Consider the following 15,619-nt stretch of genomic DNA (forward strand, 5'->3'; position numbering starts at 1 on the left):
GAAAAAGAGCCAAATGCTCATTGATGATTTTGACAGTTCGCGTTGTTCGTCCGGCGGCCTGGCGTTGAACACTGCGTGAACCATCCCTGTTCACGCATAATGATATGACTATTTGTCTGATATTTCCGCTATTTAATACTTTCAAAAGTGGGATTCACGGGGAATCTTCATCAGAACCAGATCTCAGTTTGCACCCCGAAGTTCCAGTTTCCGCCTGCGGTGAAGCCTTCACTGCCAAAATCATCGTTCACCGCATAACGATCCAATTCTTTATCCCAGTTCATGTAGGTGACAAAGAAACGAATTTCAGGGCGCGCTTTGATATCGAACACGTCGCCGACCTTGAATGTCGGAGCAAAGGTCAGTTTGTAGAAATCTCCTTTTACAGCCTGATACGCATCAATATCTCCGTCATTGTTGTAGGTTCTGCCGTTAGGATTGAGATCCATATATTGCCACGAGGCTTCGTAAAGCAGCGCGAAGTTCTGCGTGATGGCCTGGGAGGCACGAAGGTTGAATGTTGCCCAGTCATAACGGTCGCCATTGCGGTAACGATCCTCACTGTGTTGTGCAATTACTGACGGCGCGATTTCCCAGTTTTTCGACACCGGCAGAATACCGTAAGACGCGAACCTGACTGACATGGCATCACGGGTCAGATCTCCATCGCTGCCCGGTTGCCGTGCTTCTGCACCAAGACCGTGACCGAACTGTAATGCACTTTCTGAGCTGCCCGGCAATACACCATAGAACCGCTCTTTATCATGATAAGCCAGCATCGCGTAATACCCATGTTGCGCGGTGTTGTCACTGCGCAGCGCGTAACTGCCGGTGGTGGAGGTGTTGTCTTTCAGCTCATCGTTACCCTGCGCCGCCATGCCGGTCAGCATCAGTTGCCAGTTATCATAGAAACTGTTAGCAGTAAGCATGACGTTTTGCACATCGTTGTCGTTATAGCGGTCACTGCCAAGATCGCCAAAATTGCGGGCATAAAGGGAGAAATCGTTTTTGAAGTGCGGTGTCCATTGCACGTCATTAATCCCGCCACCGGTGCCGCCGAGGAACATGATGTCGCTGTCGGTGAAGTGGATATCAAAATTATCCCGGTCGAACCTTTTGCCTGCCCAGAGAGTGGCGTTTTTAACCGGCCCGCCAAAACTGGGTAAATCCGCCATTTCGACATAAAGCTGACGCACATTCAGATGATGGCTGTCGTTATCCTGAACCCACGGATCGGGATTGTTTGCCCCGTCGGCCAACATGGTTTTAAACCGTGCTTTCGAGCCATCATCAAACTGAAGATGTTTGATAAAACTTAATTCTACGTAATTATCTTTTTCATTACCCAGACGCCCGACATGGGCATCGCCGCCAATAGAGCTGGCCGGAGACACGCCCGGTCCACCGCGGGCACCCCGTCCGTTACTGTTGATTAACATGCCCGACCGCGCGTAACCGGAGAATTCAAATCCATTGTCTGCGGGGTTGGTCTTTGCGGACACCAGAGCGGTATCGTCGATTTTTTTGCCCGTTTCCGCAGTTTGTGCCTCAACGGCTGACGTGCGGTTTTCCAGTTGTTGCACCCGGTTTTCCGCCATCCTGGCACGGGCATCGGCATCACGGGTTTGCTGTTCAGCCTGTGTGGCGCGTAACTTCGCCTGTCTGGCATCATTTTCAGCCTGATTTAATCGTTGCTCCAGCAAAGCCAGACGCTGTTCTACCGTTAACGTATTTCCGGCTGCGAAACTGATTGCCGGCGATGCCATGCCGATAAAAAGACATGACATTCCTGCGTAAATTGTCGTTAAACGCATAGCGAACCTTTATTGTTATTTGAGGTTATTGTTGAAAGGGCAGTTTATTTTTATTTTAAAGGTTATTAACTGTTTGTGGTGCTACCTTTCGTCCGGAATTATTGTCGTTTTCAGTTTTTCTTTTATCCAGTTCGGATTTAATTTTCTCATAATTATCATCGAGCCGGTAATAACACCCTATCCAGAACATTGAGCAGAGAATAAGGGCAGCAGGGATATACAGATAACAGGCTTTGATGGCCAAAAGTGCCTGCGGGTTTTGCGCATGGTTAGCGACATACCCGCCCGCAGAGAGCAGGATGCCGCTGATTGCGCCTGCGCCAGCCATAGCCACCTTACCGAGGAATCCATTAATGGAGGTCAATATGCCTGCGGTGTTAATACCGGTTTTCCATTCGCCATAATCGACAGGATCAGCCTGCATTGAAAAATAGATCGCCGTGCGTTGCCCCGCACCAATTGATAATATTGTTGCCCCTGCAAGTAAGCCTGTAATGGCGCTGCCGGAAAATATCATAACTATCATGCCGGCTAAGTTAATCGCGCAGGATAATAAATAAACGTGCCGCTTTTTCATTCTCGCTGCCATAAAGGGCACGGTTAATGTGCCTAATAACGGAACAAAGGTTGAAATACCTGCAGCAATAGCAGTGATATTTGGATCACCGACATAATAATTAAAGAAATAGACCAGCGCGCCAGTCTGGAAAAAGAAAGCGCCCCACATCAGGAAAATATTAACGGCAAAAACAAACCACGGACGGTTATGTCGCAGACTGGTCCACGCCCGGCTAAGGGTCATTCTTTCGTTATGCACGTTGATGCTTTCTTTGACGTTGGCAAAGCTCAGTAGCAGGAAAAAGATGGCAATCCCGCCGAAGATCATCGCGGTATACAGGAAGCCGGACTGCTGATTGCCGTTGCCGAGCGAATGAACCAGCGGCAGGGTGGCGACGGCCACAATGGTTGAGCCAAGCGATCCCATGACAATACGCACCGCTGAAAGTGTGGTGCGTTCTCTCGAATCATTGGTGATAAAAGGCAGCATGGCGCAGAAGGGGATATTCACCAGCGTGTAAAGGAATGAGAGGCACAGATAGGTCAGGAATGCATACCAGAGTTTGCCTGTCAGACCGAAATCCGGGACATAAAATGCCATCACGCATAACAACCCAAAGGGCACTGCGCCAATCAGCAGATAAGGACGGCAGCGTCCCCAGCGGGTATAAGTGTTGTCGATCACCAGTCCCATCAGGACATCGGCGACACCATCCACCAGCCGCGTGACTAAAAACATCAGTCCGGCGTAGTAGGCGGGCAATCCCATAATGTCGGTATAGAAGAACATCAGATAGAGCGAGATCATTTGCCAGACGAGGTTACAGGACAAATCTGCGATCCCATATCCCAGGCGTTGCCGCCACAGGGAAAATGTTGTGTTTTGCATGGTTTATTCTCTTCAGGGTGGAGGTTATTGTTATTTTTTAAAACGTTATAACCCGTATTTGCGAATGAAATAAGCGGGGGTACAGCTCCATGCATGACAGTAGCTGTTAATCAGTTTGCTGCCATACGGAGAAAAGTCAGGGCGTTTCGGGTCATATAATTCCCAGAACGTATCCGCACCGGCCTGAACCATGCCGCCCCAATAATTTTTTATTTCCTGCACTGCGCGGCTTGTCTGCCCTACGCTTATCAGTGCATCAATGAAATGGTGCATCATGTAGGGGGTATTCATGCCGGTCTCCGGTGGTGTGGTCAGCAGATTCGCCATGATGCGGGCACGAAATTCCTCTTCCCCCACACCAGCCAGCACCAGCCAGACCTGAGAGGCACAGGAGATTTGCGCCTGAGTGCCGCTGACAAAAAAGCCTTTTTCTTCGTCCCACAGTTCATTTCTGGCCGCCGCATCCAGACGTCCGATTTGCTGATCCAACCAGGCGACACGGGGGTGATCACATCGCTGCGCCAGTTCCCGCCCTTTTTTAAGGCAGTAAATCAGCACGCCCTGTGCAGGCGCTTGTTTATTCAGTGATTCATGCCAGTCGATAAATGCCCACCAGTCTTCGCTGTCGTGCAGAATGCCATTTTTGCCGACACGTTCAAGAGCTAGTTCCATCTGCCGTACTGCGGTTGGCCAGAGGTCATTCTGGGTCGTCAGGTCGTCCGTTGCCTCTATGTAGTCGGCGAGCGTTGCGACAAAAAAGAGGGCGTAATCAAGTAAAAAAGTATCGTCTGCGATGATCTCGGGTTTCATAAACAAGTTCGATGAAACCATGCCATCTTCACGGGTCACTCCTGCGAACAAATACAGGCAGCGCCTGACCAGATCGTTCTGGCCGTAGGTCTGGTAATTGACCAGCGCCTGCAACCGTAAATCACCCAGCCATAACCTGCGGTCACGTTTTGGGCCGTCTTCAAACACCTCCTGCATACAATTACGTAAGGTAAGTACGCTGACCTGATCGATCTGACCCAGCAGGGCATCCGGATGGTTCAGATTTTCAAGTGCGGAGGGATCTGCTGACGTCACCGTCATGAGATGAATGTCGCTAAGGCGCAGCGAAAATTTAGCAGAGGTCGATATCACTTTAATTTTGACGTAGCGGCAGCAATAGCGGCGGGGCAAACGGACATGCGCGGGCAACACATCCAGATAGAGATCTTCCTGTTGCAACCAGCTACTGCTAAGCCAGCCATCATAGTCACTGAAGGGTTCGGCGATTTCCGCAGGTGTTTCACCAAAAATGAATTGCAGATGGGCCGGGGCGTCAGGCGGGCTTCCGGCGGCCTCACAGCGCAGGCTGAAGTAACCGACGCAATGCGTTCCGAAATCGACAACGATTTCTTCCCCCGGACCGAATTCCCGGTTTGCCAGTCCGGCCGGCGTACCGCAGGAATCGGTGCGCCAGCCGTGGATCTGCGAGGCATCGGGGACAGCATTTACCAGACTTAACGCCGGACAGCGATGCTGTTGCAACGCAGGTACGAGGCTGGCTGCGGTAGAAAGAAAGTGGGTGTTGCGCTGAAAAATCACTTCGCTGTTTTTTTGAATTCCCTGGGACATGCCTGATTCCTGATCGATATTGTGGTGGCAATCAGTGTGCACCCGGCGGGAGCGGCCAGCTATTCTGAGATTGCCAGCCAGAGGGCAGGGATGGCAGCCAGAGTGGGGTAGTTAAGGTAATGATCACAAATTCCGAAAACAGATTCGCCGCCCTGAAGGCAATAATTTATGTTGGCTGCCTGCCCGGATATGTTAACGAAAAGAGATAACGTGCCCTATGGAGAAGCTCAGAGTTGAAGCCTATTTTCCGTCTGCTGATGAGAAACTTTCGGTCTATTCCAGTGACCCGGAAGATAATAACAGTGAGCATTGTCATGATTTCAACGAACTGGTGATCGTGGATAGCGGGCACGGCCTGCACGTGATCAATGGCAAACCTATTTTTATTCAGGAAGGGGACGTTTTTTTTGTCAGGGACAATGACTACCATTTCTATGATGAGCTGGGCACGCTGAAACTGATTAATGTGCTTATCAACCCGCAAACTCAGTTCAATTATCTGACCAATACGGAAAGTTTATTGTCCCGCTTTTCAGCCAGCGAAGGCAGCCATTACGGCTGGCTGTTGCCTGACGTCAAAAATCATTGTCGCGGTCTTGTCGGTCAAATGTTTGCCCATAACCGGGAACAGGATCCTCAGGCGTTACAACAAGAGGGCCTTTTTTTTCAACTGATCATGAATCTGGTGAATCAGCAGGAAACCGGGGATCGCAATCATACCCAATACAAACTGCACCGTATGCTTGGTTATCTGCAGGAACACTGTTTCACCGAGATTAACTGGACAGATGTGGCGGATGAATTTTTGCTGACCCAACGAACGCTGTTCCGGCGCATTAAGGAAACCACGGGCATGACACCGGAAAATTACCTGAAAAGATTACGGTTGGTTTCTGCAAGGGTGAAAATTAAAAATACCGAAACGTCCATTACAGATATCGCTTTTATGTGTGGGTTCTCCAACAGTAATCATTTCACCACATCCTATAAGCAGGTCTTTGGCCTGACGCCTTCGCAGGAAAGAAAAAAGGCCTGAATCTCTTAAGGCCCTTATCTTTGCAATTCGCAGAGTCGTTTACTTGCGGATCACTGGAAGTAAATATCACCGTTTTCGGCTTTGAGGATTTTGCCGTCGGTATCGGTGATCAGCGCGTAGCTGCCGCCGATATAAGTCCAGTGGCTGCCTGCATCCGGGGCTGGTAAATGACGTTCCTGCCAGCCGACGATTTCGTAAGGCTTGGTGCGGTACAGCGCCGGAACCTGGTCACCGATCGCATACAGTTTGGAATCATCGTAGAACGATTTGATTTCATGCGAGTTTGATGCGGCAAACGCCGTATTGGCCAGAGGTAACATTGAAGAAACAACCAGAGCAGATAACATAACAATTTTAAAATGACGCATAGATTATCCCGTTTAAAACCATCAACTTAATGCGTGCCTCGGTGATATGCTGCCAGTCCATTGTATGAGTCATAAAGCCAAAGCCTGTGCTTTTTCTGTAGGACAGGATAATAACGAGAAAGTGTCCGGATGACGGGACGTTTTTTTGTGTCGAAATGCAAATGATTTCAGAACTGTCCGTTAGTGCAAACGCCCGTCGAAATTTCTTCTAGCCTTATAGTTCACTCATTTTTCAAATAAGGAATGTTGATGAGCAATCAAAAAACGATTCCCGACTCACTCAATGCGCCACATGTGGACGCTTTCCCGACACCGCCGTTCGAACGCCAGAAACAACCGTTTCCCGGACTCGCCAGCAAAATGAAGCCGGTTCCCGATCACGGCGAGAAAACCTATAAAGGCAGCGGGCGTCTGAAAGGGCGTAAAGCGCTGATCACCGGCGGTGATTCCGGCATAGGCCGCGCAGTGGCGATTGCGTTCGCCAGAGAAGGCGCCCAGGTGGCGATCAATTATCTGCCTGACGAAGAATCTGATGCGAAAGAAGTAGTTGAATTGCTTGCAGGTGAAGGGCTGAAAGTGGTGACGCTTCCCGGCGATATCCGTGATGAAAAATTCTGTCAGCAACTGGTGAACGACGCTGCAGAAAAACTCGGAGGCCTGGATTTGCTGGTCAATAATGCCGGTCGCCAGCAGTTCTGCGATTCGATTAAAGATCTGACGACCGAAGCGTTTGATGCCACCTTTAAAACCAACGTATATGCCATGTTCTGGATAACTAAAGCAGCGCTGGAATTTATCCCTCGCGGCGGTTCGATTATCAATACCTCCTCGGTTCAGGCATTTTTACCAAGCGATAATCTGCTCGATTATTCTCAGACCAAGGCGTCTATCGTGGCGTTCACTAAAGGTCTGGCTAAACAACTGGCGCCTGAGGGCATCCGCGTGAATTCAGTTGCGCCGGGCCCGTACTGGACGGCGTTGCAGGTTTGCGGCGGTCAGCCTCAGGAAAAGGTCGAATCGTTCGGTGAACAGGCTCCGCTGAAGCGTCCGGGACAACCGGCGGAAATCGCGGGTATGTATGTGACGCTGGCTTCGCAGGAAAGCAGCTATGCCTCGGGGCAGGTCTGGTGCTCTGACGGCGGCACCGGTACGTTGTAGTTTTCATTCGCTGCGATGACAGAAAAAGTCACCGGCGTCTGCCGATGACGTCGTGGTTTGAAGGGAGCAATCTGCGGATTATTCCTATTTTTCATCACGCAAGCAAAGTCGCCTCGCGGACAATGTAAAGGAAGCTATGATTGATTCATCTGTACCACGCTACAGATAACCACTGCATTTAATCCTTGTGTCTGTCTGTGATTGCCCGCCGTCGTGCGGGCTTTTTTTTTGTGGGATTTCTGACCAGTTAACGAAAAAAAGCCACTTTCCGTTTGAAAACCCTGAGTTTTACTATGGACAATGAGAATTATCTAATTATGCTATATTTAACTTAAATATTTATTCTTATTGCCGGACCCGTCACATGCCAGATATCAGGATTGTCTGCGAACAATGCGGCTCAGACCGCTTCGTCGCCAGCGCAAATACACCTTTCGCTGAACAGGTGAATGCTATTATCTGCGCAGTCTGTTCGCATCCGGTCAGGGTGGATGAAGTTGTCATTTTCAGAGAAGGGACCTATATCAGCGGGATCTACGACAACTTCCCCGCTGGCATACCACGAATGAATGATTTCGATATCTGACGTTATAATCCCCGTGCGACCCATTCCTCCGGCGTCAGCGTTTTGACATCAAACTGGTCACGTGTGCGGGTGTAAGTGTGACCGCCCATTCTTCCGATGGCATCCATTATCTGCTGGTCGATGTGCAGATTCGACGGGTCAACCGCATCGCTGCGGACATACACACCAAGCACTTCACCGAGAATAATTTCACGCGCCGGTCCCACCTGAAGTGTGGTGTGACGACGGCATTCCAGCGCCGCCGGTGCCGCGAGAATACGGGGACTTCTGACCATCAGCCCCGGCGTGGTATCCAGCCCCGCTTCTTTAAGCTCGTCTACCTCCTGTCCGAATTTAATGGCACAGATTTCCATCTGACTGACCAGCGCATCATCGACGATATGAACCGTAAATTCGCCGGTTTCGCGGATATTGCGCGCGGTATCTTTAAAACGCATATCGGCATAATTTTCTACGCCTATCGCCACAATCGCAGGGTCATGCGTCAGGACATTAAAAAAACTGAAGGGCCCGGCATTCGGTATGCCGTCCTGACTGACGGTCGTGACCAGCGCGACAGGACGTGGGATCACCGTGCCGATCAGGATTTTGTACCGCTCACGTTCCGTCAGCTGTGCAAAATCAAAATGAGTGTGCGAAGAAGGTCGGGTCATATCAGTTTCCTGCCGTAACGCGATGGGTTTCAAGTGGCGTGTGACGGCTCAGATTTTCAAAACCGTCTTTGGTGACAACGTAACAATCACCGATATTACAACCTGCGGACAGCGGCTCAAGCCACTGAGTATGCAGGACAAACACCATACCTTCTTCCAGTGTGTCGTAATTATGCGACGAAATATTAAAGCTGTTCTGCGCACCGGCCATGCCGACGGAATGCCCGAGATTGGGATTGTGCGGGCCATGTGTCGCCGGATAAACATGCATCAGCTTGCGCCCCTGCGCTTCCCAGTCGATATCCTGCACATACTGATGCGGTATCAGCCGCGCGTCGCCGTCCGGCATCGGTGCCCAGTTATACGGCATCGTTCGCGCCTCCGGTGAGGTCAGCATGCCGCGCTCAATCATCGGACCGAAGGCGGCATTGTTGATATCACGCATTAATGCACCCGGACGGATCAGCTTTTCTGCCCGTTTCACACCTTCGGTACAGGCGGCGAGTACGTCTTCCTGATGCGGTGTGATGTCGCCGACCGCAATCATTCTGGCCGTTTGCGCGGTATAACCCCGGCATGTCACGTTGGAAATATACAGATTGATCAGATCGCCCGGACGGACCACATGCCCGTAGGGTTTGCCGCAATGCGTGCCAAATTCGTTGATACCAATCTGATAACCATCGCCGGTTTCGCCTCCGGCTGCCAGCTGAGCAAAAGAAAACGCCGCGTAAATTTCATGATCTGTCACCCCCGGCCTGGCGACATGGTAGGCGGCCTGTGTCCCGAGGCTGATCATCTGCGCTGCGCCACGGAATAACGCAATCTCACGCGGAGAACGGACTTTTTGCAGACGATCCAGAATGGCGTTATCGGCCACGTATTTGCATTTTGGCGTCAGCGATCCGAGTGCCGCCCAGAAGGTCAGGGATGTACGGTCACCGATTATGCCAATCTGCGCGGCGGTCAGTGCGAAACGGGCAAGTACCTGCGCACATTTTTCCGCTGTTTTAATCACGGAATCACCCGGACGGTCGGCGTATTCGCGCCCGATGGGCCCGATTTGCCATATTTCATCCACCAGCACCGGTTCGCCACCCGGCGGCAGCAGCACGGATTGCGTGAAGAAAGAGAGCAATACCAGCGGCTGATGCGAATCCGTGGGAATGATCAGCACACCTTCGCGCATCCAGTCGCAGATATAACGCAGATACGCATTCGACGCATGGAACCAGCCGACGCTGCCGGCGTGAACCACGATAGCGTCGTGTCCGGCTTCGACCGCCTGACGGCGGATTTTACGCAGACGTTCTTCGAATTCTTCCACCGGCAGAGGAAGCGGGGCGGTGAAATCGAAATCTGGCTGGAAATCCGCCAGCAACTGTCCGATGCGGGAACCGTTGGCCATCGTCGCATGAGTGTTCATAGGGTCTTCCTTACGTCAAAAAAAGAGTCAGTGAGTTATGAGTTTTCAGGTATGGGACGCGGGGCGAGAACCCGACGGGCAACCAGCAGGCCGAGTAAAGTGACAGCAATCAGGATCCCGGAAATAGCCGCCACGCGGACATCCAGCGATTCTTCAATCAGCGCGAACATGCGCAGAGGCAGCACCGTGGTTTTGGCGTCTGCAAGGAACAGTGAAACCGACACGTTGTCGAGCGACTGGATAAACACCAGGAACGCGCCGGCCAGGATCCCCGGTAGCAACAGCGGTAACGTGACGCGGCGCAGCGTCATAAACCAGCTGGCACCCATGGTGGTAGAGGCTTCTGCCAGCGAAGGGTTGATCCCCTGCGCAACTACCGACGCCGCGCGGTACATCAGCGGGCCAAATACCACTACATGCCCGATCACCGTGAGCCACAGCGATGGCTGAAAGCCGATGAAGTTAGCCACAATCAGCGCCGCCAGCCCGTAAACCAGGCTCGGCAATACCAGTGGCGCGAGCAGCAGCGGCTCGATAGTGCTGACGCTGCGGCGCTTCATACGGGTCATGCCGATAGTGGCGGGAACCGCGAACAGCAAGGCACCAAGCACGGCCAGACCGGCGATTTTCAGCGAGTTCCACGCTGCGGTCTGCTCCGTGGCAGAACGCACCGGATCCAGCAACGCTTCGTACCAGCGCAATGAAAAGCCCTGCGGCGGGTATTTCAGCGTCTGACCGGAGGTAAACGACATCATCAGGGCGATGACAATCGGTGCCACCAGATAAATGACGCACAGCGTGCCGAAGCCATACACGAACAGTTTGTAGAGCAGCGCCGGAAGCGGATTTTCTCGTTTTTTAAGCATGACCGACCAGTCTCCTGTGGCGTGAAATCATGGTGAGCGCCACCAGCAGGCAGCCCGTGGAGAGCAACAGAACCACGGCGATGGCCGAGGCCAGCGGCCAGTCGAACAGCGTACCGACTTCACGGTAAATCAGCTGCGGGACGTATACATTTCGCGCGCCGCCGATCACTGCCTGAGTGACGAAAGAGCTGCTGGTGCTGGCAAAAACCAGGATCCATCCCGCCAGCAGACCTGGCAACATCAGCGGCAGCAGCACGGTCACCAGAATGCGCCACGGCCCGGCGCCTGAAACCTGCGCCGCTTCGGTAAGCTGATACGGCGTGCGGGAGAGAATGGCAATCAGCGGCAAAATGATCAGCGGCAGATCAATCTGACACATCGCCATCACCAGCCCGAGTTCGGTAAACATCAGGCTGACCGGCATCCCGGTAATGCCCATCGCCATCAGTGCCTCGCTGATCGGCCCCTGACGCCCGAGGATCACAATCCAGGCAAACGTGCGCACCACGTTGCTGGTCAGCATCGGAATGAGGGTCAGGAATATCAGGATCTGCCGCAGATTGCGTCCGCCATGCCAGTAAAGCAGGGCAATCGGAATGCCCAGCAGAGTGGTGCCGATAACCGTTTCGATACCGAGCCGCGCAGTGTTGACCAGTACGCGGAAATTAAACGCATCCCCGAAGAAACGGGCGTAATGATCCAGCGTCATTCCGCCGTTACCGGTAAAGCTGAAACCGACCAGCACGGCGAGTGGCGTCGCAAAAAATGCCACGGAAAGCAATAACATCGGTACGACGTAAGGGAAGCCGCTCTGCTTCATCATTCCACCTCAGCCTGCAACCAGTGTGTCGAACTGGCGGATCCAGTCATCACGGTTTTTGTTAATTTCTGCCCAGTCCGGATAGACCAGGGTTTTAAGCTGTTCGCGGGTGACATAGGCGGAAATTGCCGGGGTCAGTGCCACGTTTTTGTTGGTCGGGAACATCTCGGTCGGCGGTTGTTCCAGTTGCTGCTGTGCAGACTGGGAAATGGCGGCATCCATATAGGCGTAGGCGGCGTCGAGATTTTTGCTGCCTTTGGTCAGATGAATATTGACCGGCGCGGCCGGAGAGCCGGTTTCCGGATGCACGAATTCTGCATTCAGCCCGAGGCTTTTCAGGCGCGCCACGTTGCTGGTGCTGCACATGAACACCGCGATTTCGCCCTGCTGGAACAGCGTCATCTGATGGTTGGTGCTGTCCACCACGCCTTTGAGTTGCTCAGGATGTTCCTTGAAAAGCTTAAACACGGCGGCCATATCCGCAGGCCCTTTGCCGTAAATTTTGGCGATTTCGGTATACGCCATCACGGCGGTATTCGAGGCAAAACCGGTCCACGACACCAGCCCTTTGTAAGCCGGATTTTCAAACAAATCGCGATACCCTTTTGGTCGGGGCACCAGATCCGGGTTATAGGCGATACCGTTCACTTCTACGGTCACGGTCGGGCCGTATACGCCCTGGAATGACGGGTCGAGCAGGCTCCAGTTTTTCAGTCTGGACGGGTCAATTTTCTGGATAAGATCGTTCTCAACCGCAATCGTCATTTGCCCTGGCGACATCAGCAAGGTGTCATAAGGCGGATTCCCTGGGCTGGCCATGATTTTAGCCAGCTGATCCTGCGCCATGGCAGGTGCGATGGTCAGGTCAAAGCCTTGTTTTTTCAGCACCGGTGTAAGAACGTTGCGATAGGCATCTTCCCAGTTGCCGGGGAAGGTGGCCGCAACCGCACTGCCGCCGGTAGCTGCACTCGCAGCGCGTAACGGAAAAGGCAGCATTGTGGAGGCCGCAACGCCCGCCATGAGATAACCGAACCGGCGACGACTGATTTCAACGTCTTTCATAAAGCTCACCTCTGTTTATTCACTGATGAATTCCGGTTCAGCCGGAAAGGCATGACACCTTGCGGTATCGATTTCTGCGAAAAGTTGTGACCCTGGTTCAGGGATGAACGTCGACGGACCTCTGACTTCGGATGCGCGCAGGCTGGTTCCGTCTTCCAGAATCAGGTCGTGAACCAGCGACGGTCCGAGCGGCACCGAGACGGTCATCCGTGCGGGTTGGGTGTTTTCGCCCGGCAGCGCGGATAAACGCACTTCTTCCGGACGGAAGGTGATGGTGACCCGAGAACCCAGAGTGAAATTCAGACGGCGTGGCAGGCGAAGCTGCCGGTTATCCGCCAGGCCGATCACGGTGGAGTCGAGTTCAAAACGCAGCACCGTACCGTGCAGCAAATTGGCCTGCCCGATGAAAGTGTTCACGAACAGCGTCTTCGGACGGTCATACACGGTCATCGGCGTATCAATTTGTTCGACGTTGCCTTTGTTCATCAGCACCAGACGGTTTGCCAGACTTTGTGCTTCTTCCTGATCGTGAGTGACGATCAACGTGGTGATGCCGAGCGTTTTTTGCAGATGCAACAGCTCAACCTGAAGATCGAAACGCAATGCACGATCCAGCGCGCCAAAAGGCTCATCGAGCAGCAGAAGTGAAGGACGACCGGCGATAGCACGGGCGACGGCGACACGCTGTTGCTGTCCGCCGGATAGTTCGCGCGGCAGCCGGTTGCCGAAATCATTCAGCCTGACCAGTGACAGCATTTCTTCCACACGCTGCTTACGGGCGGCACGGGAAATCCGCTGACAGGCCAGCGGATAGGCGATGTTCTCGGCAACAGTCAGGTGCGGGAATAACGCATAGTTCTGGAACACCATGCCGATCCCACGGCCTCTGGCTGACACATCGGCCAGATCCTGATTACCGAGCACGATCTTGCCGTTCTTCGGTTGGATCAGACCGGCGATTGCCCGCAGTACGGTGGATTTGCCACAGCCGCTCGGCCCCAGCAACGCCACAATCTCGCCTGCTTCTATTGAAAATGACACATCACTGATGGCGTTCTTTCCACCGTAACTGTGAGTCAGGCCGTGAACGTTCAGGCGTTTGCTTTCAGTGGTGTTTTGCATGTCTGGCATAAGGCTTCCCGGATCTGAGTCGTGTGCTTGAAAAAGAAATAGCAAACGGCGTGCCAGAATCGAATATGCCCGGCAGGTTAAAATTCAACCCGTTGAAAAACAGACGTTAAATAGAAATTTCGAGTTGCGCATGCAGATGTTTATGAAAATAAAGCATGATATTCGTATGTTTAAACACCCTGCTGTTACGCCATGATGGTGCATTGTGTTAACCATTTTGGTGCGAATGTTGTTATTTCAATACGCAATAACTTTCGAAAATGTTTGCGAATATATCGTGTTATTTATAACAGACTGATAACTAGATTTATTTATGGTGATCTCAGCGTATTTCTCTGTCATGGCATGTGATTTGCACTGTTTACGATGAATCTTTAATTCCTCTTTTTGGCAGTCACAGGCTGCGGAGTCATTTATGAAATTAGGCATCGACGGACAAAAACTCCCTGAAGTTAAGAAACGCGGGCCGCTGGGCAGCCTCGACCATGTCAGGGAGCTGGGTCTGGAAGGGATATTTTTCAGTACCGTACTGGATATGAGCCCGACGCTGGACGCGGGAATGCTGCGGGAAATCCGGGCTAAAGCGGACGAATTAGGTCTTTATCTGGAAAGTGGTCTGGGCAAAATCAATCCTTATTGCAGCGCAGAAGCCCCGGAATTACGGGCGATTGGCGATGGCGACATTATTGCCGGTTTCACACGAATGATCGAAGCCAGCGCAGAGATAGGTTGCCGCGAGATGTGGGTGTCACCCGGTAATTTTAAAGGCGAATATCGCGGACGTCTGGCAGTCGATCGTTTTCGAACCGATGTTACCTGGGACGAACAATTGCAGGCTATGGGCAACGTGCTGCAAAAGCTGGCGCCGGTGGCGCGGGCGCATGGCGTACATATGAATATTGAGACGCATGACGAAATCACCTCTTTTGAAATCCTGCGCCTGATTGAAAGAGTGGGCGAAGACTGTGTCGGCGCGGTGCTGGATACTGCCAATATGTTGCAGCGCGGCGAGCATCCGGTGATGGCGGCGCAGCGGCTGGCGCCTTATATACGGCAGACGCACATTAAAGATGCCTGGGTCGGTCGTGCGCCCGGCGGTCTGGATTTCCAGCCCCGTGCCTGCGGTCAGGGTGTGGTGGATTTTGCGGCGATTTTACCGATACTCGCTAAGGCCAATCCCGACCTGAATTTGTCGCTGGAAATTAATCAGTCAACCGACGACAAACGCCGCCAGCCTAATCCGCGCCAGTGTATTCAGATTGATGATCCGGTCTGGCGTGCCGGTCATCCGGATCTGAATACGACGGAGCTTGAACTCTATTTTGCCATGCTTAATGAGGGCGAAAAGCGCGTTGCTTCAGGTGAAATCCCGGACTGGGAAGGATTTGAAAGTGCGCAGTACGGTTATCCGACCTATGAAAATCAGTCTTACGGCTTTGATGCAGCGACGCGGTTTATTCAGGATTCTGCACGCCATATCCGCGCTATCTGCGAACAGAAAGGCATAATATTAGCCTGAAGCCGGGGGGATTAAGGGGTTCTGTGCAAATATTGCCACAAGCTTATTCAGCATTTGCGAAGAAACATTCTTAACGAGATACTTAAACCCGCAATGACCGGAGCGCCTTTGTC

Annotated in this window: 14 protein-coding genes; 4 read left to right on the forward strand and 10 right to left on the reverse strand. The window is 52.4% G+C overall.

Going from position 1 to position 15,619, the window contains the following annotated elements; all coding sequences use genetic code 11:
* Window positions 1-170: 170 nt before the first annotated feature.
* Genes CKQ54_RS23570 through CKQ54_RS23580 form a run of 3 tightly spaced genes read right to left on the reverse strand, consistent with a single transcriptional unit; the run spans window position 171 to window position 4,881 of the window.
* On the reverse strand, window positions 171-1,814 hold the full coding sequence (locus tag CKQ54_RS23570) for a carbohydrate porin (protein ID WP_120163657.1): 1,644 nt from the start codon (window positions 1,812-1,814) through the stop codon (window positions 171-173).
* A gap of 55 nt (window positions 1,815-1,869) precedes the next feature.
* Entirely contained in the window at window positions 1,870-3,261 is a 1,392-nt protein-coding gene (locus CKQ54_RS23575) for an MFS transporter (RefSeq protein ID WP_112286623.1), read from the reverse strand.
* 45 nt (window positions 3,262-3,306) lie between these two features.
* Window positions 3,307-4,881, reverse strand: a complete 1,575-nt coding sequence (locus tag CKQ54_RS23580; RefSeq protein ID WP_120163658.1) for an alpha-L-rhamnosidase-related protein — start codon at window positions 4,879-4,881, stop codon at window positions 3,307-3,309.
* Between the two features lie 217 nt (window positions 4,882-5,098).
* On the opposite strand from CKQ54_RS23580, the gene CKQ54_RS23585 reads away from it, so the two are divergent.
* Window positions 5,099-5,917 carry a helix-turn-helix domain-containing protein gene (locus CKQ54_RS23585; protein ID WP_112286625.1) on the forward strand — a complete coding sequence of 273 codons (819 nt, stop codon included), beginning with the start codon at window positions 5,099-5,101 and terminating at the stop codon, window positions 5,915-5,917.
* Window positions 5,918-5,967: 50 nt separating this feature from the next.
* Here the strand turns inward: CKQ54_RS23585 and CKQ54_RS23590 are convergent, their stop codons facing one another.
* Window positions 5,968-6,285: an RcnB family protein gene (locus CKQ54_RS23590; RefSeq protein ID WP_120163659.1), complete on the reverse strand. Its 318-nt coding sequence runs from the start codon at window positions 6,283-6,285 to the stop codon at window positions 5,968-5,970.
* Window positions 6,286-6,534: 249 nt separating this feature from the next.
* Between CKQ54_RS23590 and CKQ54_RS23595 the strand changes: the two genes are divergently transcribed.
* Together CKQ54_RS23595 and CKQ54_RS23600 are read left to right on the forward strand one after the other, a co-directional pair.
* The gene (locus CKQ54_RS23595; RefSeq protein WP_120163660.1) at window positions 6,535-7,443 is read left to right on the forward strand and encodes an SDR family oxidoreductase; all 909 of its coding nucleotides are present in this window, start codon (window positions 6,535-6,537) and stop codon (window positions 7,441-7,443) included.
* 364 nt (window positions 7,444-7,807) lie between these two features.
* Window positions 7,808-8,029 carry a hypothetical protein gene (locus CKQ54_RS23600; protein ID WP_112286628.1) on the forward strand — a complete coding sequence of 74 codons (222 nt, stop codon included), beginning with the start codon at window positions 7,808-7,810 and terminating at the stop codon, window positions 8,027-8,029.
* Window positions 8,030-8,031: 2 nt separating this feature from the next.
* On the opposite strand, the gene CKQ54_RS23605 is transcribed toward CKQ54_RS23600, so the two are convergent.
* From CKQ54_RS23605 to CKQ54_RS23630, 6 genes are read right to left on the reverse strand one after another with little or no spacing between them, the layout of a single operon-like run.
* Window positions 8,032-8,682, reverse strand: coding sequence for a flavin reductase family protein (locus CKQ54_RS23605; RefSeq protein WP_120163661.1), 651 nt, complete (start codon window positions 8,680-8,682; stop codon window positions 8,032-8,034).
* A gap of 1 nt (window position 8,683) precedes the next feature.
* Window positions 8,684-10,108 carry a M24 family metallopeptidase gene (locus CKQ54_RS23610; RefSeq protein ID WP_120163662.1) on the reverse strand — a complete coding sequence of 475 codons (1,425 nt, stop codon included), beginning with the start codon at window positions 10,106-10,108 and terminating at the stop codon, window positions 8,684-8,686.
* A 35-nt stretch (window positions 10,109-10,143) separates the two neighbouring features.
* Complete coding sequence (locus tag CKQ54_RS23615; RefSeq protein ID WP_120163663.1) at window positions 10,144-10,974, reverse strand: ABC transporter permease; 831 nt, start codon at window positions 10,972-10,974, stop codon at window positions 10,144-10,146.
* Complete coding sequence (locus CKQ54_RS23620; protein ID WP_181955523.1) at window positions 10,967-11,797, reverse strand: ABC transporter permease; 831 nt, start codon at window positions 11,795-11,797, stop codon at window positions 10,967-10,969. Before CKQ54_RS23620 ends, CKQ54_RS23615 begins: the two co-directional genes overlap by 8 nt.
* Window positions 11,798-11,803: 6 nt before the next feature.
* Complete coding sequence (locus CKQ54_RS23625; RefSeq protein WP_120163664.1) at window positions 11,804-12,856, reverse strand: extracellular solute-binding protein; 1,053 nt, start codon at window positions 12,854-12,856, stop codon at window positions 11,804-11,806.
* A 15-nt stretch (window positions 12,857-12,871) separates the two neighbouring features.
* Window positions 12,872-13,987 carry an ABC transporter ATP-binding protein gene (locus CKQ54_RS23630; RefSeq protein WP_120163665.1) on the reverse strand — a complete coding sequence of 372 codons (1,116 nt, stop codon included), beginning with the start codon at window positions 13,985-13,987 and terminating at the stop codon, window positions 12,872-12,874.
* Window positions 13,988-14,402: 415 nt separating this feature from the next.
* Here CKQ54_RS23630 and CKQ54_RS23635 point away from each other — a divergent pair, with 415 nt between their 5' ends.
* The gene (locus tag CKQ54_RS23635) at window positions 14,403-15,506 is read left to right on the forward strand and encodes a sugar phosphate isomerase/epimerase family protein (protein ID WP_120163666.1); all 1,104 of its coding nucleotides are present in this window, start codon (window positions 14,403-14,405) and stop codon (window positions 15,504-15,506) included.
* The last annotated feature ends 113 nt before the right edge of the window (window positions 15,507-15,619 follow it).

The organism is Rahnella variigena (assembly GCF_003610915.1).
GTDB classification, from domain to species: Bacteria; Pseudomonadota; Gammaproteobacteria; order Enterobacterales; family Enterobacteriaceae; genus Rahnella; species Rahnella variigena.